Origin of the sequence: Sphingobacterium sp. LZ11T8 (assembly GCF_024261425.1) — a bacterium.
Lineage (GTDB): Bacteria > Bacteroidota > Bacteroidia > Sphingobacteriales > Sphingobacteriaceae > Sphingobacterium.
Window position 1 is genome coordinate 318254 of the sequence record NZ_JANBZY010000004.1, and the last position, 19641, is coordinate 337894.

Here is a 19641-nt window from a genome sequence, read left to right on the forward strand (position 1 = left end):
TGTTTGTAGGAGAAAATACTTATCAGCCTAAATCGTCGAATATTAATTTTACCTCAATTAAAGTGAAGTTAGGTTTTATTTTAGCTTATTAATGGTCGTTTGGTTAAATATTTGCTTAAATTCTGGACTTAATAAGGTAGCCTATTTTAAGATCGTATTTTTTTGATATTGTAAAATTTACATAGATAAATGGTTGTGTAACAATTTGTTATTGTAAAGATAGCCGAGTTGTTACAGCAATGTCTGTTCAAACAGTTGTTTCGCTTAACAAAATAATCTTTCATTCCTGTGATTATTAGTGTTATGTGCTGAAAAGTAATTGTTTTATTGGCTATTTTTGACCATTATTATTTTTACCTGTGAAACCATTATTACTCTTGACCGGGCTACTGCTTTTAGTATCCTGTAAAAACCAAATTACATCTACTCAAGAATCAGAGAAGAATCCGTATTACGAACAGGCATACGATTTCTTGGACAAAAATGAGTTTGATAGTGCATTTGTCTATTTTGAGAAAGCAAAATCTCTGTTCTTGGAAAGGGATGATAGTGTCGGTGTGGCCGAAAGCTTGATCAATATGGCCGTGACCCAATCTGATTTTGGTGATTATTATGGTTCCCAGGAAACCTCCACCAAGGCCATTGAATATCTGAACCTGAACGATACCGCTCAATACGGCTTGTTGGGAATGGTCTACAACAATTTAAGTAATGTCTATACTTCCCTAAAGGATACTGAAAAATCAATTGAAGCCAATCAATTAGCCATACGGTATGCCGCAAACCCTGCCAATAAAAAGGTTTACGAAAATAACTTGGCTTCCACTTATATAGCGAATAGAGAATATCAAAAAGCCATTGAAATCTTAAAAAAACTACTATCCAATACAGATTCAAATTCCATTGATTATGCACGATTCTTAACGAATTATGCCAGGGCAAAAAGCCATGTCGATACGAATTACAGGTTTTTGCCCGTATTGAGGAAGGCCATGCTGATCCGTCAGAAGAAGAAAGACCCTTGGGGGCTCAATTCGAGTTATTCCCATATGGCGAACTATTATAAGGAGAGGAACAAGGATTCAGCGCTGTATTATTCCAAGCAGCAATATGAGGCGGCTAAGGCTATCAAAAATCCAGATGCCCAAATGGATGCCCTGCAGCGCATGTTGGAACTTTCTGTTCTAGAAAGAAACCAACCTATACTAGAAAGGTACCATAAGATACAGGACAGCGTCGAAATTGCACGGATGACTGCAAAAAATCAATTTGCATTAATCCGCTACGAGGTGGAAAAGAGTAAAACCAACAACCTGAAGCTTAGCAATGAAGTTGCTGAAAAGCAATATAGATTGAACCTGATGCGGGTATTCATCGTCGGTCTGTTGATTGTGGCTGCACTGACTTCATTCTATTTCTTGAATTGGCATAAAAGAAGGAAACAGCGAATGGAATTGGAAGCTGAAAATAGGGTGAAGGAAAGTCAACTGAAAACTTCCAGAAAAGTCCATGATGTCGTTGCGAATGGGATTTACAGGGTAATGGCTGAATTAGAGAATCGAGATGATATCAACCGAGAGGAGCTATTGGACCGGTTGGAAATCCTATATGATAAGTCTAGGGATATATCCTACGAAGTTGAAGACCTCGGGATGGATGATATTCAGTTCCATCTGACCATCTCCGAATTACTGAAGTCATTTTCAAATGAGGACCGTACCATCCTGATTGCAGGGAACGAGGAAGCTATTTGGGAAAAATTCAATGCCCTTCAAAAGGACAACCTAGAGCAGGTCTTGCAGGAGCTGCTAGTCAATATGCAGAAGCATAGTAAAGCGCAGGAAGTCATCGTCCGATTTGATTACGATGGTAATAACCTTCATGTTCATTATAAAGATGATGGCATTGGACTTTCGGATTCCTTAAAATATGGCAATGGATTTAAGAATACGGAAAACCGTATAAATCTATTGAAAGGGACCCTTACTTTTGAGAAAAATAATAATAGAGGTTTAGGAATTCACATTTCCATCCCTATTCAAAAATAGGATGTTATGTTTAAAAAAGTATTGATTGCTGAAGATCATGAGGTGGCCAACCTTTCTGTCCATAAGACGGTACAGGAAATGGGAGTCACGGATACCAAATATGTCTATTACTGCGATGATGCCCTCAGTTGGATCAAAAAAGCAGTTCGCGAGGGAGAGCCGTATGACCTCCTGATTACCGACTTGGTTTTCGAAGATGATATCGTCCCGCAAAAGATTTCCCATGGTAAGGACTTGATAAAAGCCGCAAAAGAAGTACAACCAGATCTGAAGGTGATTGTATTTTCTTCCATTGATCGGATCAGCTTGATTGAGGATCTCTTTAGAAATTATCAGATCGATGCCTATGTCAGGAAGGCAAGGCATGATGGGCAACATTTTAGAGAAGCGCTGAAAGCGGTTGCCAGCAACAAAATTTATCAATCACCCGATATCCGCTTGGCCCTAAGGTCAAAGAATTCACATGAATTTACCAATATGGATATCCAGATTATCTCATCCCTATCCCAAGGAGTCCTTCAAAAGAACATCCCTCAAATCTTGCAGGAAAAGAATATCAAACCTTCGGGATTGAGTAGTATCGAGAAAAGACTGAACCTGATGAAAGAGGTATTAGGCTTTACCAAGAATGAACAACTGGTATTGTATTGCAAGGATAAGGGATTAATATAAAATTAATGATTGCTTTACGGAAAACCGTATGGTAATGCCAAGTAGGGAAAGTATCTTTGCTTACAGATTTGACCAACCCATATTAACCAAAATAAATATAAATGGCTTCTAATTATTTAGAGGCCATTTTTTATGCTTTTTCCTGCCAATCTTGTTAAAAAATGTTAATCCATGGGTCTTAATATACATTTAGGCATTTGCTTTGCGTTAATAATAGCAAACAGAGTAAAAGAGTAAATAATTTCATAATTTAGGTTAATAATTGGTTAGTTAAAAAAAACCTGAGCTTCCCCGGCTCAGGTTTTTTATTTATTGTTTATAATGAATATGATCCTATTGCTAATCGCCAATATTTGGCAATAGACTAAGTCAAATCAAAATTTACGGCAAACTTCAATAATTCAGCAAAGGATTTATTTTCCAGTTTCTTGCAAATGTTTTTTCGGTGTGTGGATACGGTATGGGAGGATAGAAAGAGTTGGTCTGATATTTCTGATGTTGAGAAGCCATTTGCCAGCATTCGAATAATCTCTTTTTCCCTTTTGGTCAGTTGCGCATATTTTTTATAATGGGCATGCACATATTCGTTTTGATCCAAAGTCTTATTGACCCGTTGGATGATATGGTCTAATCCATCAATAGGAGCAGATATCAAGATCAACTTAGTCTCGGTTTGAATTTTAGCAAGTTTACAACTGGTAAAACACCATTGATACTGTTGATCGGCATACCTTTTTACCCTTTGGAAAAAATTGTATGTTTTATCAGCCTCCCCATTGATGATATACTGCTGTAAACCAACAAAAAAGCTGAATATTTCCTCTTTAACAAAGAAATGGTCGTAATAATCCATCCCCATGGCAGGGATCTCTTCAGGATATACCCCTAAATAACTGGTCCCCCAATGGTTCATATAACTGCAGCCATTAGGTGAATTTCCGTTCAAATCATGGATCATGAGGCTTGCCGGTAAGATATCGCCTAAGTCAGGAATGCTGAAATTCCCCATATTAAGACCATGTGAGATTTCAAATAATTGGGCATCAAGGGTAATCATAATAATTAATATATGGTTTGGAAATTAATTATCGCTTATCCTAAAATAGCGAACAATGTTTAAACACTAAAATAATTTTTTCAAATCTGCTAATCGAATTGCAATAAATAATTCTATTATAGAACCTGTTAACCTTTTTTTAATGTAATCTTAATATTTTAATTGATTTTAAACAATTGATAATCAAACCAATAACTTGGTGTTTACTTAAGGTTAACTAATGCGAATTTTTTATTTTGAAATAATAAAAAAGCCAAAAAAACCTTTGTTACAGTTGTGGTAATATTTATTTTCGTAACAGTTTAATCTTTTTAACAAAATTAGATTCCAACTGAAAAATAGAATCATGAAAAAGCTAACGATCCTTCTCCTTATTATTTTCAACTGTCTGGCGGCATCGGCACAAAGAGGTAAAATCAGCAATAATTTTTTTGGTCACTTGGAGTTCAATTCCCTTGATGGAATGTATAAGGCCACCCTTGAAAAGAATATCTTCAATGGATTGGAATTTTATGACAATTCAAGCAATAGAATCACCTTTGATGAAAAGTACCTAGCCAAGCATTTTCCAGGGATCATGAGAGATAATGAAGGGAAAACCAATTTTCTGCGAAATCTGGTTCGTAAATATTCACGTGATAAAAATTATAGATTATCTCATGTCATTGACATGTTTGGCAAAGAGAAGATTGAAGACAATCGTGGTTATTCTTCCGAGAGAGGAACGGATATTTTTGGACATGAATATCATGAAGAATCGGGGAAGTTTGGTACTGCTAGCATTAAACGCAACCTGCAAGGTGTTCTTGAATATGATCGAAATGATTTTTCAGCCAGCTTAGGCAAAGATTTTCACAGGCAATGGGTATATGAAGATTCTCAAAAAAACAGAATCGAATTCAATCCTAGTTCTTGGGAAAAAATGATCAAAAGGTTCAAGTCTGATAAAGAAATCATGTTCTTCTTAATCGAACAAATGACTGATTTCTATGACGAAGATGACAACACCTATCATGACGATTATTGAGACTTACTTAGTGGTTCAATATGAATTCCACAGCAGCGTCGTCATCAATTTTTAAGCAATATAAGCCAGCAGCATCGGGTTGGTCATCTTCATGCGCAGAACTGCTGATAAATAATTCATCCATATTTGGCCCTCCAAAAGTGCAGGAAGTTGGATTTTTGGAAGGCAACGGGATATAATCGATGACCTTTAACCTTGCAAGATCAAATATGATGATCCGGTTTGCGCCCCAATTTGCTATGTAGAGTTTTTGGCTCCTGGAGAGGCACATTCCGTCCAATGAACCTGTTCCATCATACTGAAAGACCAGGGTTTCATCCTCCAATTTTCCATCATTGTATTTGAATCGTCTGACCGAGTTTAATTCAGAATCGATGAAATAGATAAAAGTGTCCTCAAAGACAATCCCATTTGAAATAATGACTCCATCCAATAGTGGCTTTGCATTGTCCTGCTTCAGTTCATATAAGGTTGCGTCAGGTAGCAATGGACCGTTATCACCATTATTGAGGTTGTTCATGCTGCCGATTAACCAAGTTCCCCAAGGGCTAACTGCACCATCATTATATCGGTAATTTGACCTATGCTCAGGCTGTGTGATGAAAGTCTTTCTCCCTGTTTTCCATTCCAATTCATACAGACCGCTTTCAAGAGAGATTAAGATTATGTCCAAGTCAGGGGTCAATGCCAAACAACTCACATATTCGTTGAAAACATGCTCCTCAAAACTCTTTGTTTGGTAATCATAGATGTATAGTTTTTTGTCCATGATGTCCACAAAGAAAAGTTTCTGGATCCTATAATCCCAAACCGGTCCTTCGCCTAATTTTAAAGCTTCGTTATAAATTCTTTTCAGGGCCATATTTTCCTGGTTTTGGTAAATTGCTGTAAATCCTGAAATTGTTTCATTTTCAATTGCGGATTTCTTGGTCATTATCAGCAATATAAGTTATTTTTAGGTTTAATTTTAAACCTACATGAGATTTTTAGAGAAACTGGAAGCTGGTCAGACGGTTATCGGGCCATTTTCAAAAACTTCAGATCCTTCCATGATTGAAGCCATGGGATATGCAGGCTTTGACTTTATCATCATCGATTTGGAACATGGTCCTAATAGCATTTTAAATGCGCAGAACCTCGTGAGGGCAGCGCAGATCACAGGAGCCTTTCCTATCATCCGAGTTCCCGAAAATGCGGCATCGGCTATCGGAAAAGCTTTGGATATCGGTGCCTTGGGGATACAAGTCCCTCAGATCAGTAATGCCGAACAGGCAAAATTGGCTGTTGAGTATGCTAAATTTGGCCCCATAGGTATGCGCGGTGTTTGTAGGTTTGTCCGTGCTGCAGAGTTCTCAAACAAAGATAGGTTTGAATATTTTTCAGAGGCCAATAAGAATTACCTGATCTTGCAATTGGAAGGAGAAGAGGCTATCAGGAATATTGAGGAAATCATTCAGGTGGAACATGTCAACATTATCTTTCTGGGACCTTATGATCTATCCCAAGCCTTAGGAGTGCCAGGACAGATTAATCATCCTACCGTTATAGAGAAAATAGAATATATCGTCTCGCTCTGCAAAGAAAACTCGAAAAAAACCGGAATTTTTGCGGATAATCTTACGGACGCCAGAAAATGGAGGGACTTAGGGATTGATTACATTTCATATGCAGTTGATGTAGGGATCATACAAGAAGCTTCGAAGTCCATAATCACTGAATTCCTAAAATAGATTTAATTTGAAAATTTCATGTTTTTTTTGTGCTCTTGTTTTGTGAAAATTTCCTATATGTATAAACATGTTTATATTTTTCTTTGATATGTAGGTACAATGTTTTAATATTGTGCTGTAGACCAATTGAAATTAAAGAATTTTTAGATTGCAAATAGATATGTTGGAAGATTTGTCAACCATGGAAAGCCCTTCAATCATTCGAGGTACCAGACAAGCAGTGATGCCATCCGTAATTTCAAAGGAATTTAGGGATGGATATAGCATTTATCCCTCCTTTTCCATTGCCGAAGGAATGATTTCATCGGGATATTCCTCTTTAGCAGACTGGATGATTTCCAAGAAAACGGTTTGTGTGGATGGTTATGTTGCGGTAGATTGGGCTGGGATCAAGGCTGCCTTGGAAAAAGAATTTGCCAGGAGATCCGTACGTGTGAATTGGATTGAAACAAAGGATTTCTTTAAGCCTGAGGCGGAGATCGATATAATGGTAGCACCTTATATGGGTGATGAAGACTCGGTATGGGGAAAGGTTTGTGACCTTAACCTAGCTGAATTCTTTGACATGGAGGGATTAAAGAATCTGGAGGCCAATCAAGGCTTTGAACTCAATATAGTCTGGGGGATTGGAGCCAGTTTTGTTAGCACTTTTAATTCCATAGCCTATTTTGATATTCCAAAAAATGAACTGCTTTTCCGGGTAAGGGGAAATTCTGCCTTTAATATTGGATCCACGACAAGGTTCAATATGAAGAAAACCTACAAGCGTTTGTATTTTGTGGATTGGATCGTGTTGAATGCCCATAAAAAGGCGATCCTTTCAAAGATCGATCTTCTTTCAGACAGCCAATGGTTGGATACCATAAATTGGATCCAAGGCGAAGATTTAAGAAATTCCTTATCTGAAATGAGCAGAACGGTCTTCAGGCCTAGACCCTGGTTTGACCCTGGGGTATGGGGCGGACAATGGATGAAAGCTCATTTTCAGGAATTGGCCCAAGATGAGGTGAATTACGCTTGGTCATTTGAAATTATTGCACCTGAAAATGGATTGGTTCTAGAAAGTTCGGGGCATTTGTTGGAGGTCAGTTTTGATACGCTGATGTTTCAGGAGTCTAAAAATATTTTAGGCTCAGGTCATCCGCAGTTTGGTGATTATTTCCCGATCCGTTTTGATTTTCTGGATACTTTTGATGGTGGAAACCTTTCAGTTCAATGCCATCCAGCATTGGATTATATACAGGAAAATTTTGGCGAACAGTTTACACAGGATGAAACCTATTACATCATGGATTGCAAGGAAGATGCGAAGGTGTATTTGGGATTTCAAGAAGACATTGAACCAAACAGATTTAAAAAGGCTTTAGAAGATAGTGTAGTAGAAGAGAAGGAGCTGGAGGTTGCCGAATTTGTCCAGGAATTTAATTCCGAAAAACATAAGCTATATCTAATTCCAAATCAGACGGTACACAGTGCTGGAAGGAATAATTTGGTTTTAGAGATTTCAGCAACACCCTATATCTATACTTTTAAGATGTACGATTGGCTTCAGCGGGACAAGGAGGGGAAGCCTAGACCCATCAATATTGAACATGGGTTCAGGAACCTGGATTTTTCAAGAAAAGGAGAGCTGGTTGAACGGGAACATATCTCCAAATCCTATATATTAGAGGAACGTGAGGGGGCAAAAATCATCCAATATCCAACCCATCCTGAACATTATTATGCAATACAAAGATTAGATGTCAAGGATCAAATCGAAGTGCAGACAGCGGATAAAGTGCATGTCCTGATGCTTGTCGAAGGCAGTAAGATTGAACTGGAGGACATAGCAGGAAATCAGCAAACATTCCATTATGCCGAAACTTTCATTGTACCGGCTGCAGCAGAACAGTATAAAATTAAGAATCTAGGAGAGGGAGAAGCTAAGGTCATTCTTTCTTACTTGAAATGATCAAAACGATAACCAATAGCAAAATCATGATTATGCAGCATTTTCGAAAGGTATTTTTTTCTGCGGCTTTATTTCTGGCAAGCGCTTCGAGCATTTTTGGACAAGAGAATACGATTTGGGAATTAGGAAAAGTAGATCATTCGAGCCAAGAATTTGCCTTAAGTCCGCAAGGATTTAAAGATTTTTTGGCGCATGATTTTGGTTATGAAGATAATTATTTTGTGGTTGGTCAGCAGGTGCTCAACCAAGATTTTCCTTATGTTTTACCGGGTCCTGCGAACGGGTGGGGCGGCACAGGGGGGACTTCTGGTATCCGGACCCATTTTCTGAACCTGTACTATCAATTGACTTCCATAGACCCAAATGATAAATATGTACTGGAATTGGATTTCGTGAATTCTGAAGGTAAGGCCAAACCCACTTTGCAGGTGGGTATTAATGGACATCTTTTCAATTACGATCTAAAGAATGGTACTGGCGAAAGTAATCCTGTAGCAGGACAACTTGGCACTGAAAAAATCAGGATTGATATCAATCCAGGCATCCTGAAAAAAGGTTTCAATCAAATTAACCTAACCAGTTTAAAAGGAGGCTGGATTGAGTTTGATTCCTTTAGGTTATTGGGACCATCGGGTACAAAGCTCGTTGCTGAATACAGTACAGTTGTAAAGGGGCTTGAAACGGCTGATTTTGAACTGCAAAATGATAAAGAAAGGATCCAGAATTTACTGCTGGAAATCTTGCGATTAAAAGACAACCAAACCGTAAAGGTATTGGTCGATGGCAGGACAGCATATCTAAAGTCCATGGATCAAGGCTTGTCCAGGATCGAGATCCCGTTGCAGGCCGTGAAAAAAAGTAAGACCAGTACTGTTGAGGTATATGTTAATGAACAATTGCTCAGCAAAGAGCAGGTGATTCGGAGTCCGAAACCCTTAGGTTCATTAGCAAATTATGTCAATACCATGATTGGCGCATCCCATTCCCGTTGGATGATTGCTCCAGGGCCATGGATGCCCTTCAGTATGGTAAAATTAAGTCCTGACAACCAGAATGTTGGATGGCAGGCCGGGTACGAACCATCCATTGAATCAATTGCTATGTTCAGCCATATCCATGAATGGACAATGGCCGGGCTAGGTACCTTTCCCACCTCGGGGCCATTGCAGATCCAGGTTGGCGATCAATATGATCCCGATTCAGGCTATCGCTCCAGGATCGATAAGACCACTGAAAAAGCACCATTAGGTTCTTATCATGTGAAATTGACCGATTATGATATTGACGTCGATCTTACCCAAACCACCAGAGCCAGTTTCCAACGTTACACCTTCCATCAGTCTGAGACAGGTCGGGTTATGATTGATCTAAAAGTCAATGGCGAATACCCTTATACCATCAAGGACTATCAATTAAAAAAGGTCTCAGACTATAAGATCATCGGTTATTCGGATCAATTATCGGAAAATGTTTGGTCCACAGATGCAAAACAGGACTATAAGGTCCATTTTGTAATGGAGTTTGATCAAGCCATTGTTGATTTTGGAACTTGGGAGTCAGATCGCATCCAGAAGGGGCAGAGTTCATCGGGGAAAGATGTGAAAGAGGCGGGAATGTACGTAGAGTTTGATGTCCAAAAAGAAAAGACTGTACAATTACGGACAGGCATATCTTATGTCAGTATTGATAATGCGCAAGAAAATTTAGATAGAGAGATTTCAGGACCATTTGGTTGGTCATTTGAAAAGGTTAGGGACAATCAATTAAAGACTTGGAACGCATTATTGGAAAGGCTGAAAGTGAAAAGTGATGATTACTTTGAAAAGGAGAAATTCTATAGCAATATGTATAGGTCCTTAAGCCGGAACACCTTTAGCGATATTAATGGCGAATGGCGTGATTCGCAGGAAAAGGTCCGTCAATTCAGCAATTCTCAGGATTTAGCCTTGGGTTGTGATGCTTTTTGGAATACCTTCTGGAATTTGAACCAGTTTTGGAACCTAGTTACTCCGGAATGGAGCAATAAATGGGTGAAATCACAGCTCGCGATGTATGACGCTGATGGTTGGTTGGCCAAGGGACCCGCTGGAATGGAATATATTCCTGTCATGGTTGCCGAGCATGAGATTCCGTTGATCGTATCGGCTTATCAAATGGGTATTCGGGATTATGATGTAGATAAAGCATTTGAAGCCGTTAAAAAAATGCAGACTACGATGCCTTCGAAATTTGCAGGTGGATTTGCAGGGAATAGAGACCTCGAGGTCTATTTAAAATATAGATATGTTCCATCTGATTTGGGAAGGTTCTCCAATACCTTGGAATATAGTTTTGATGATTGGACGGTGGGTCAGTTTGCCAAATCCTTAGGGAATGAAAAGGACTACGACTATTTCAATGATCGCGGCAATTGGTGGAAAAATGCCATTGACGTGGAAAGTGGTTATGCCAGGATGAAGGATTCAAAAGGGGAATGGTTAAAAGATTTTGATCCATTCAAATCTGGTGCAAACCATCATTATGTTGAAGGGAATGCTTGGCAATTGACGTTTTTCGTTCCTCAGGATATTCCTGGATTGGCCAATTGGATCGGTGCCGATGTATTTTCAGAGCGACTGGAATGGGGATTTGAAGAGAGTGTAAAATGGAGATATAACGGGCCCAACGATCAGTATTGGGATTACCCGGTAGTTCAGGGTAATCAGCAGTCGATGCATTTTGCCTATTTATTCAATTATTTGAATAAACCTTGGTTGACACAGAAGTGGAGCCGTTCCATTGCAGAAAGGTATTATGGTAGAGGGATATCAAATGCCTATTTGGGAGATGAAGATCAAGGGCAGATGAGTGCCTGGTATATTATGACGGCCATTGGTCTCTTTCAGATGTATGGAGGTACAAGGAGCCAACCGGTCTATGAGATTGGAAGTCCTATGTTTGAAGAGATTCAGATTGACCTTGGAGAACAGTTTGACAGGGGGGGGAAGTTTGTCATCAAGGCCAAGAACAATAGTAAAGCGAATGTTTACATTCAAAATGCTACCCTGAATGGTAAGAAATTGAACAGTTTTTATTTCAGTGCCGTTGAGTTGTTGCAGGGCGGTGAGTTGATTTTAGAAATGGGTGCCGAACCAAATAAAAATTGGGGTGTATCGAGATAGGGATTGATTTCAAAATAAAAAACTATTATAAACTATAATTCCGGCATGTGAATATTTCCAATAAGCAATTGGCCTTTGTGGCCTTGATAGCCTCATTAGGTGGTTTTATTTTTGGCTTTGATATGGCTGTGGTATCGGGGGTTTTGCCTTTGGTAAAAATGCAGTTTAGTCTTGACAGCTTTTTGGAGGGCTGGTTTGTTTCATCGGCACTATTAGGCTGTATCCTCGGGGTCATGATTTCCGGTCATCTATCGGATAAATATGGACGAAAAAGCAGCATGCAATTTGCTGCTATAATATTTGTCATCGCCACTTTTGCCTGTATTTTTTTGGAGTCCTTTTCCTTGATTATCCTGACCAGGATCTTTACGGGGATTGGGATAGGTATTGCCTCGAATGTTGTTCCTCTATATCTGTCGGAAATTGCACCTGTTAAAGATCGTGGAAAACTGGTGACCTTTTATCAATTGGCATTGACCTTTGGCATTGTACTGGCTTATGTGTCGAATGCCTTGATCATTAAAGATCAGGATGTTTTGGCTCAATTCTCAGCGCAAGCATTCTTTCAGCATGTGTTTGTCGAAGAGGAGTGGCGAGCCATGATCGGTATGTCCCTGATACCCTCTTTGGCCTTTTTTATTGGATTGATGTTTGTGCCCGAAAGTCCGAGTTGGTCTAAAAACAATGATGGAATGTCCAATTCAGGGTATGCAGAGGTCTGGAAACCAATTTATAGGAAAGCATTAATAATAGGTTTGTTTTTACCGATATTTTCCCAGTTCTGTGGGATCAATGTAATCATCTATTACGGTCCTACCATATTGAAAACTTTAGGGTTTAGCTTAGATAATTCCCTGTATAGCCAGATTATCATAGGTGTTGCCAATATGTTGTTTACACTGATTGCCATCTGGAAGGTGGATAGTTTAGGCAGAAGGCCACTCTATTTGATCGGTACTTTGGGCGGAGCTGTATCCCTGTTTCTGACCAGTATATTGTTTTTTCTGGATCTGGCAGATAGTTGGCTGCTGGTGATTTCGGTAGTCTGTTTCCTGGCATTCTTTGCATTCTCCATAGGGCCCTTGAAATTTGTGGTGGCTTCTGAAATCTTTCCTGCACATATCCGCGCCAAGGCTATGGGCTTGAGTATTTTAGCCATGTGGGTATCTGACTTTTTAATGGGACAGGTAACACCCTTCCTATTGGAGGATATTGGCGTTGCTGGGACCTTTATTCTATTGGGTCTAGTTTGTCTGATTGGTTTTTTATTTGTCCTTAAATATCTTCCAGAAACCAAAGGTAAGAGCAGTGAAGAAATCCAATTCCTATTAAATCAAAACTAAGATGAAAAGATTGTTCAGCTATTTAACATTTGCCGTTCTTAGCCTAGGTCATCTTGCTATGGCCCAACAACCGATTCAATCGGTGGATCTCTTTATTGGTACAGCTCATGCGCGCTGGTTTCATTTTGCTCCAGGTGCCATGCCATTTGGTATGGCCAAGCCCGGACCGTCGACCAATGGAAGTTTGGGTAATAAAAGTGGATGGGAGGCGACAGGTTACGACTTCCGCGACCATAGCATAGAAAGTTTTCCTAATTTCCATGAATTCCAGATAGGTGGGATTTCGTTAATGGCAAGCAATGGCAAATTGAAAACTATCCCGGGAAATCTGGATGATCCCCAAACGGGCTATCGTTCAAGTTTTGACCGTAAAGATGAACTGGCAGAACCGGGATATTACCGGGTATTGCTAAAAGATTATGGCATTACAGCGGAATTGACGGCTACCGAAAGAGTCGCGTTCCATCGCTATACCTTTCCTAAAAGTGATGAATCCCATATCATTTTCGATATTGGCAATATCATGGGGGAGAGCGGAAAGGTGAAGGACGCTGAGGTGAAAATAAACGATGATGGTACCATTGAAGGATATGCGATTACAGCACCATTTTATGTAGAGAAATATCAGGCTGGTTCCGATATCAGGATGTATTTCTATGCGGAGATCAACAAAAAAGCGAAAAAGCACGGCGTATTCCGGGGAGAAAAGCAGTTTGAGGGACTTGATCGGATTTCAGGGATTTCTTCAGGAGCTTATTTCAGCTATACTACTGCTGATGAGGAAAGCATCGAAGTCAAGTTAGGCCTTTCCTATACATCAGTTGCTGAGGCCATGGCAAATTTGACTGCAGAAGCCAGTAATTTGGATTTTGATGCTGCCAAAGAACAGAATCAAACCCAATGGAATGAAATGTTGGGAAGGATTCAGGTGAAGGGTGGAAAGGAAACAGATCGCACAAAGTTTTATACCGGTCTTTACCATGCTCTGTTGGGCAGGGGATTGGCAAGTGATGTTTCAGGAGCCTATCCAAAAAATGATGGGACCGTAGGGTACATTGAAAAGGACCAAACAGGAGAGCCAAAACATCAACATTACAATACAGATGCGGTATGGGGGGCTTTTTGGAATTTGACACAACTATGGACCATCGCCTATCCAGAATACTTGTCTGATTTTGTGAATTCGCAATTGTTGATCTATAAGGATTCAGGATGGTTGGCAGATGGAATAGCCAATAGCAGATATGTTTCTGGCGTTGGGACCAATTTTGTAAGCCTTGTTATTGCCAGTGCCTATATGCAGGGAATTCGGGATTTTGATGTGCAATTGGGTTATGAAGCGGCATTGAAAAATGAAATTGATGGAAAGGGGAGGCCACGAGGAGCAGGAAAATTGGATGTGGATCAATTTGTAGCGAAGGGATATGTGCCACATATTGATAAATCTGATAGTGAAATCCATGAATCTTGGATGTTTTCAGCTTCTCATACCTTGGAATATTCTTTCAGTTCCTATGCAGTTGCCCAATTTGCCAAAGCATTGGGCAAGAAGCAGGACTATGCACAGCTATCCACATTATCACAGGGCTGGAAGCATCTTTTTGACCCTCAATTGAAATTGATAAGACCTAAACTTGCCAATGGGGATTTTATTATGGATTTTAAACCTAGCCAAGCATGGCGGGGTTTTCAGGAAGGAAATTCCTATCAATATACATTTTATGTGCCGCATGATCCTAAAGGCCTGATACAAGCTATAGGTAAAAAAGCGTTCAACGCTAGGTTGGACAGTATTTTTGTGCAATCGGAAGCATTAGGGTTTTCGGGAGGTAAAAATATTGATGCCTTTTCAGGACTAGAGGGTCTCTACAACCAAGGGAATCAGCCGAATCTACATGTATCTTGGTTGTTTAACTTTTCTGGGAAGCCTTCATTGACGCAGAAATGGGTTCAGGAAATCTGTAATAAATTCTATGGTAATGAGGGCATTCATGGATATGGATATGGGCAGGATGAGGATCAAGGGCAATTAGGTGCTTGGTATGTAATGGCAGCCATGGGCATATTTGATGTGGCTGGACTAACGGATGCCGATGCAAAAATGGGCCTATCGACGCCACTCTTTGACGAGATCAAGATTCAATTGAACCCAAAATACTATTCAGGTAAGGACTTTGTCATTAAGAAAGAGAACCCAGGTTCGAGTGGTGCCTATATTGATCAGATTAATCTGAATGGCAAGATCGTCCATGAACCATTTATCCCATTAAAGTCAATAAGGGCAGGAGGGATACTGAAATTAAAAACTGGCAATCGTCCAAAAGATAAATACTAAGCTAAGGAGATGAAAGATCAGGGATTAAGACCCTGATTTTTCCAATAGCTGTATGGCGTCATATAACACCCCGGCTTCGCCTCTAAAGGTTCCGGATCCTTCCGGTTTGTTGTCTTTCGTGTACCATTCATAAAAACCTTTGTTTTTGATCACCCGGTCCAGCATAGGTTTGAGTTGTTCCTTTGCCTCTGTCACAAATCCGTTCCTGATCAATTGCTGAACCATCCTGCCTCCAAACCAGGTCCAATCCCCTCCATTTTGATAGCCGTAAGGATACATACCTTTATTTTTAAAGAAGCCTTTCGGATAGGTGGGATAAATCGTAAGCCCTATGGTTGCAGCTCCAGATTCTTTCACATTGGCAATCATTTTATCCAATGAAGTTTTGATCTGCTCTTTGCTCAACAGATTGGCTTCGATTGCAATTGCAGTTCCTCCATGGTAAAAGATTTTATTTTCATCGAAATCAGCAGGAAAGGGAGACCCATTCAGGTAGATATGCGGAATAAATTTTTGATTCTTTGCATCCCAAAGATTTTTCATGGTATTGCTAGCAATATCTTTTCTGATGGTTTCCCATTTTGGTTTATTGTCAGGGACTAACTCCATGAAATTGTCAAGGGCGATCAAGAACATGGCATTATCATAGATGTCAATGGCGAGATGGGAATTATCATCCAAATGTACTCCCCAATCATGTTCAGGCTGAACATCGCCCCAATCCACTGTTGTTGCGCCCCAGAGCAGTCCATGTTCTTTGTCAAATCGTTTGTCCATTAAGAATTGAAGCGCTTGTTCCATTCGTTGAGCGACTGTAAACTGACCTACCATGGTCTTTAAGAAATCCCGGTCATCGGAAACCTGGATATATTTATAGACGGCCTGTATTAGGGATGCCTCTTGGTCAGTCTCCACCGTATTTTTATGGGCAGCCAATAAGGGTTCTAACTCAGACAAAATGCTGTAATAATCACTGGTTTTGCCTTTCAGACTTTCTTTCGTCACGAAGCCATCTGGAATATTTCCATCCTTGGCTTGAAGACCAAAAAAGGCCAGCAGGTTTTTCTTGATTTGATCGGCAGGTTGAACTTCGAAGGCAAGTCGAATAAAAGTATTGTAATCACGGATCCAAACCTCTTGGTACCCATCACCAGCGTTAAAACCAGACTTAACAATGTCCTTTGCCATGTCTTTGACAATAGTATAATTACTGTCGGAAATCACTGAATCTTGAATGCTTGAATTTAGATTGTTGTTGTTGCTTGTATGGTTGTTGCAGGCTGTTAGCGTTAGGCCGAATGCAACATAAAATAGATAACTTTTCATTGTTTTTATTGGTTATAACTACGAAAATCGATAATATTAGGGCACTGAAGTATGTGTATACAAACATACATAATTTGCTATTTAAAAAAGAATTATCTTATTTTAAGTCACAATCAAAAAAGTATGAATCTGAAGATAGACCATAATAGCCCCATTCCCCTGCACGTCCAGGTGGAAACTTTGCTTCGAGATTTAATCAAACAGCCTGAGTATCAGGATGGCAAGTATTTGCCCAATGAGCTAGATCTGGCGAAGAAATTGTCGATTTCCAGGTCTACCTTGCGATTGGTGATCAATAAGTTGGTCTATGAAGAACTTTTGGTGAGGAAGAAAGGTGTAGGGACGAAAGTTACGCAACAGAAATTCAGTTCAAAATCCAAGAATTGGTTGAGTTTTTCACAGGAGATGAAGAACAGGGGGCTGGAGGTGAAGAATTTTGAGCTCCATGTTCGTTGGGTTGTTCCGGAACCCGCTGTTGCTAAGTTTTTTGAAATTCCGGAAGATCAGAAGGTCCTGAAGCTAGAAAGGTTGCGAGGTAAGCCAGGTGATCCATTTGTCTATTTCATTTCCTATTTTCACCCAAGGGTCGGACTGACGGGGGAGGAAGACTTCAAATTACCTTTATATGATATTTTGCAGCAACAATGCAATATCATTGCAGATCTTTCCCAAGAGGAGATTGATGCCAAAGCTGCCAATAAATTTATTTCTGAGAAATTGGAGATTGCCATTGGAGAGCCTATTCTTTCGAGGAAGCGTTTTGTATATGATCAATCAGGAAAACCTATTGAGTATAACCTAGGTTATTACAGGGCGGAAAGTTTTACCTATAAAGTAGAAAGTAGAAGGGGAGAGAGCTAATTAGTTGGAGGGCGTAGTACGTAAAGATTAGCAAATCTCGCTAATTTTTTGTATCTTTGTATTCATTCATAAAGGCCCCTATCTTAATCCTCAGCCAATCCAGGTTATTTAAAGAGATACCCCTTTCATTTTTTAACTTAATAATTTTTAATGTCAAGAAACCAACTCACATTCAAGAAAAAAGAACTAGCAAAAAGAAAACAGCAAAAACTTCAAGAAAAGCAAGAGCGTAGAGAACAGAACAAGTCTCAGAACAACAAAGGCAAGTCATTGGAAGAAATGTATGCATATGTTGATGAATTTGGAAACATCGTCGATACACCTCCAACAGAAACCTATAAGTTTAAACCTGAAGACTTAGAGAGACCGAAGGATCCTGAGGATGAATTCCTATTGGGACGTGTTTCTTATTACAATGAAACAGGTCACTATGGATTTATCCGCGATAACGAGACTAGAGAAACTGTTTATTTTAACGATACCCTTGCAGGCAAGATTCTTTCTTTGCATCAAAATGTGAGGTATAAGTACACCAGAACCAGACAGGGAAACCAAATTTCAGAAGTGGAATTGGTATAGTCGGATTGTACTTGAAAATATATCGACTAATGCTAAGCCATTAGTTTTGCACAACAAAAAAAGCAGCCCTTGGGCTGCTTTTTTTGTTGTGCAACATGCACGTTTGAGCTAGATTATCTAACTACACGTACATTGATTGCATTAATTCCTTTAGGACCACTTTCAGTATCAAACGTAACATTGTCATTTTCTCTGATTTCGTGTACTAAACCTGTTGAATGTACGAATACATCTTTTCCTCCTTCGTTTGGAGTGATAAAACCGAATCCTTTAGTTACGTTAAAGAATTTTACTTTTCCTTCTTGCATGGTATTATTATTTACTTACTTAATTATTAATTCGTTTCTAGTTGGAAGCCAATCAGTTTTTGGATTCCATGTAATGCTTTTTTCTCTTCTTCGCTGCAGAAAGAATAAGCATGGCCAGCATTTCCGGCCCTTCCTGTTCTTCCAATCCGGTGTACATAGGTTTCGGATTCAGTAGGAAGGTCATAATTGATGACCTGTGGTAATTTATGGATATCAATACCACGGGCAGCAATATCTGTTGCGATCAAAATCTTGGATCTGCCTGTCTTAAAAGATTCCAGGGCATTCTGTCTTGCATTCTGTGATTTATTTCCATGAATAGCATCTGCCTTGAATCCTCTTTTATTGAGTTGCTTTGCCAGACGGTCTGCAGCATGTTTTGTACGGATAAAAACCAGAGTTTGTAGGTTCTTATCTCTGTTCAATAGATCAACCAATAAGTCGGTTTTCTGTTTTTTCTCAATGAAGAAAACAGATTGATTGACATTTTCAGAGGCTTTTACAACGGGGTTGATATTTACTTCTGCTGGGTTTTTTAAGATCGTATTGGCAAACTTCCTGATTTCAGGAGGCATGGTGGCAGAAAAGAACAAGGTCTGTCTTTTCTCCGGTACATATTTAAGGATCTTCTTGATGTCATGGATAAATCCCATATCCAACATGGTATCAGCTTCGTCCAATACTAGGGTAGCAATGCTGTTCAATGTTAAATATTTCTGATTGATGAGGTCTAATAACCTACCTGGTGTTGCGATCAATATATCTACAGGCTGTTGAAGCGATCTAATATTTCTGGAGATAGGGACACCACCAAATACGACCAAATGCCTTAGACCAAGGTGTTTGTTCAGTTCAGCAAAGGTCTTGTCAATCTGAATAGCTAACTCGCGAGTAGGTGCCAAGATCAAGGCTTTTGGAGCTTTGGAATTCGATTTTTGCTTCGCACAGTTTTGTAGGATAGGGATGCTAAAAGCAGCCGTTTTTCCAGTTCCGGTCTGTGCACATCCGATGATATCATTTCCCTTTAAAATGTGGGGAATTGATTCAATCTGTATATCCGTAGGGGCCTTGTAGCCAAGACCTTCGAGTGCTTTTATGATTGGAGCGATTAGCTCCATATTGTTGAAATTCATTGATGTTTTTAAAATTTGTCTTCTAAAAATTTGTTTTACGAAATGCTCTTCGATTGCACAAACTGCTTACAGACATAAAATATGTCAATTAATATTAAAATGAAATC

The 19641-nt window shown here is 39.5% G+C and carries 15 protein-coding genes; 10 read left to right on the forward strand and 5 right to left on the reverse strand.

Going from position 1 to position 19641, the window contains the following annotated elements; all coding sequences use genetic code 11:
- Positions 1–359 precede the first annotated feature (359 nt).
- Positions 360–2048 carry an ATP-binding protein gene (locus NLF99_RS11895; RefSeq protein ID WP_254528412.1) on the forward strand — a complete coding sequence of 563 codons (1689 nt, stop codon included), beginning with the start codon at positions 360–362 and terminating at the stop codon, positions 2046–2048.
- Between the two features lie 6 nt (positions 2049–2054).
- Positions 2055–2720: a response regulator transcription factor gene (locus NLF99_RS11900; RefSeq protein ID WP_185217178.1), complete on the forward strand. Its 666-nt coding sequence runs from the start codon at positions 2055–2057 to the stop codon at positions 2718–2720.
- Positions 2721–3084: 364 nt separating this feature from the next.
- Here the strand turns inward: NLF99_RS11900 and NLF99_RS11905 are convergent, their stop codons facing one another.
- Entirely contained in the window at positions 3085–3777 is a 693-nt protein-coding gene (locus tag NLF99_RS11905) for a response regulator transcription factor (RefSeq protein ID WP_254528414.1), read from the reverse strand.
- Between the two features lie 346 nt (positions 3778–4123).
- Between NLF99_RS11905 and NLF99_RS11910 the strand changes: the two genes are divergently transcribed.
- On the forward strand, positions 4124–4804 hold the full coding sequence (locus NLF99_RS11910; protein WP_254528416.1) for a hypothetical protein: 681 nt from the start codon (positions 4124–4126) through the stop codon (positions 4802–4804).
- Positions 4805–4811: 7 nt separating this feature from the next.
- On the opposite strand, the gene NLF99_RS11915 is transcribed toward NLF99_RS11910, so the two are convergent.
- Complete coding sequence (locus tag NLF99_RS11915; protein ID WP_254528418.1) at positions 4812–5738, reverse strand: SMP-30/gluconolactonase/LRE family protein; 927 nt, start codon at positions 5736–5738, stop codon at positions 4812–4814.
- Positions 5739–5781: 43 nt separating this feature from the next.
- Between NLF99_RS11915 and NLF99_RS11920 the strand changes: the two genes are divergently transcribed.
- The 5 genes from NLF99_RS11920 to NLF99_RS11940 all read left to right on the forward strand — a co-directional run bounded on the left by NLF99_RS11920 (position 5782) and on the right by NLF99_RS11940 (position 15327).
- Positions 5782–6534, forward strand: a complete 753-nt coding sequence (locus tag NLF99_RS11920; protein ID WP_254528425.1) for an HpcH/HpaI aldolase/citrate lyase family protein — start codon at positions 5782–5784, stop codon at positions 6532–6534.
- A 160-nt stretch (positions 6535–6694) separates the two neighbouring features.
- A complete protein-coding gene (locus NLF99_RS11925; protein WP_254528427.1) occupies positions 6695–8488 on the forward strand; it encodes a class I mannose-6-phosphate isomerase in 1794 nt (597 codons plus the stop codon).
- A gap of 32 nt (positions 8489–8520) precedes the next feature.
- The gene (locus tag NLF99_RS11930; RefSeq protein ID WP_254528434.1) at positions 8521–11649 is read left to right on the forward strand and encodes a GH92 family glycosyl hydrolase; all 3129 of its coding nucleotides are present in this window, start codon (positions 8521–8523) and stop codon (positions 11647–11649) included.
- A gap of 47 nt (positions 11650–11696) precedes the next feature.
- Entirely contained in the window at positions 11697–12992 is a 1296-nt protein-coding gene (locus NLF99_RS11935; RefSeq protein WP_254528436.1) for an MFS transporter, read from the forward strand.
- A 1-nt stretch (position 12993) separates the two neighbouring features.
- The gene (locus NLF99_RS11940) at positions 12994–15327 is read left to right on the forward strand and encodes a GH92 family glycosyl hydrolase (protein ID WP_254528439.1); all 2334 of its coding nucleotides are present in this window, start codon (positions 12994–12996) and stop codon (positions 15325–15327) included.
- A 24-nt stretch (positions 15328–15351) separates the two neighbouring features.
- Here the strand turns inward: NLF99_RS11940 and NLF99_RS11945 are convergent, their stop codons facing one another.
- Positions 15352–16653 (reverse strand): amylo-alpha-1,6-glucosidase, encoded by a 1302-nt coding sequence (locus NLF99_RS11945; RefSeq protein ID WP_254528440.1) that lies wholly within the window; start codon positions 16651–16653, stop codon positions 15352–15354.
- A gap of 123 nt (positions 16654–16776) precedes the next feature.
- Between NLF99_RS11945 and NLF99_RS11950 the strand changes: the two genes are divergently transcribed.
- Positions 16777–17514, forward strand: a complete 738-nt coding sequence (locus NLF99_RS11950) for a GntR family transcriptional regulator (RefSeq protein ID WP_254528442.1) — start codon at positions 16777–16779, stop codon at positions 17512–17514.
- Positions 17515–17664: 150 nt separating this feature from the next.
- Entirely contained in the window at positions 17665–18093 is a 429-nt protein-coding gene (locus tag NLF99_RS11955) for a cold-shock protein (RefSeq protein ID WP_237219494.1), read from the forward strand.
- A gap of 113 nt (positions 18094–18206) precedes the next feature.
- Here NLF99_RS11955 and NLF99_RS11960 read toward each other — a convergent pair whose 3' ends face one another.
- Entirely contained in the window at positions 18207–18401 is a 195-nt protein-coding gene (locus NLF99_RS11960) for a cold-shock protein (protein WP_093095228.1), read from the reverse strand.
- Positions 18402–18427: 26 nt separating this feature from the next.
- On the reverse strand, positions 18428–19534 hold the full coding sequence (locus tag NLF99_RS11965) for a DEAD/DEAH box helicase (protein WP_254528444.1): 1107 nt from the start codon (positions 19532–19534) through the stop codon (positions 18428–18430).
- Between the last annotated feature and the right edge of the window lie 107 nt (positions 19535–19641).

Coding starts and splice junctions, on each gene's coding strand:
- NLF99_RS11940 (WP_254528439.1), top strand. CDS start 12,994: ATGAAAAGATTGTTCAGCTATTTAACATTTGCCGTTCTTAGCCTAGGT.
- NLF99_RS11920 (WP_254528425.1), top strand. CDS start 5,782: ATGAGATTTTTAGAGAAACTGGAAGCTGGTCAGACGGTTATCGGGCCA.
- NLF99_RS11925 (WP_254528427.1), top strand. CDS start 6,695: ATGTTGGAAGATTTGTCAACCATGGAAAGCCCTTCAATCATTCGAGGT.
- NLF99_RS11950 (WP_254528442.1), top strand. CDS start 16,777: ATGAATCTGAAGATAGACCATAATAGCCCCATTCCCCTGCACGTCCAG.
- NLF99_RS11945 (WP_254528440.1), bottom strand. CDS start 16,653: ATGAAAAGTTATCTATTTTATGTTGCATTCGGCCTAACGCTAACAGCC.
- NLF99_RS11965 (WP_254528444.1), bottom strand. CDS start 19,534: ATGAATTTCAACAATATGGAGCTAATCGCTCCAATCATAAAAGCACTC.
- NLF99_RS11900 (WP_185217178.1), top strand. CDS start 2,055: ATGTTTAAAAAAGTATTGATTGCTGAAGATCATGAGGTGGCCAACCTT.
- NLF99_RS11960 (WP_093095228.1), bottom strand. CDS start 18,401: ATGCAAGAAGGAAAAGTAAAATTCTTTAACGTAACTAAAGGATTCGGT.
- NLF99_RS11955 (WP_237219494.1), top strand. CDS start 17,665: ATGTCAAGAAACCAACTCACATTCAAGAAAAAAGAACTAGCAAAAAGA.
- NLF99_RS11930 (WP_254528434.1), top strand. CDS start 8,521: ATGCAGCATTTTCGAAAGGTATTTTTTTCTGCGGCTTTATTTCTGGCA.
- NLF99_RS11915 (WP_254528418.1), bottom strand. CDS start 5,738: ATGACCAAGAAATCCGCAATTGAAAATGAAACAATTTCAGGATTTACA.
- NLF99_RS11910 (WP_254528416.1), top strand. CDS start 4,124: ATGAAAAAGCTAACGATCCTTCTCCTTATTATTTTCAACTGTCTGGCG.
- NLF99_RS11905 (WP_254528414.1), bottom strand. CDS start 3,777: ATGATTACCCTTGATGCCCAATTATTTGAAATCTCACATGGTCTTAAT.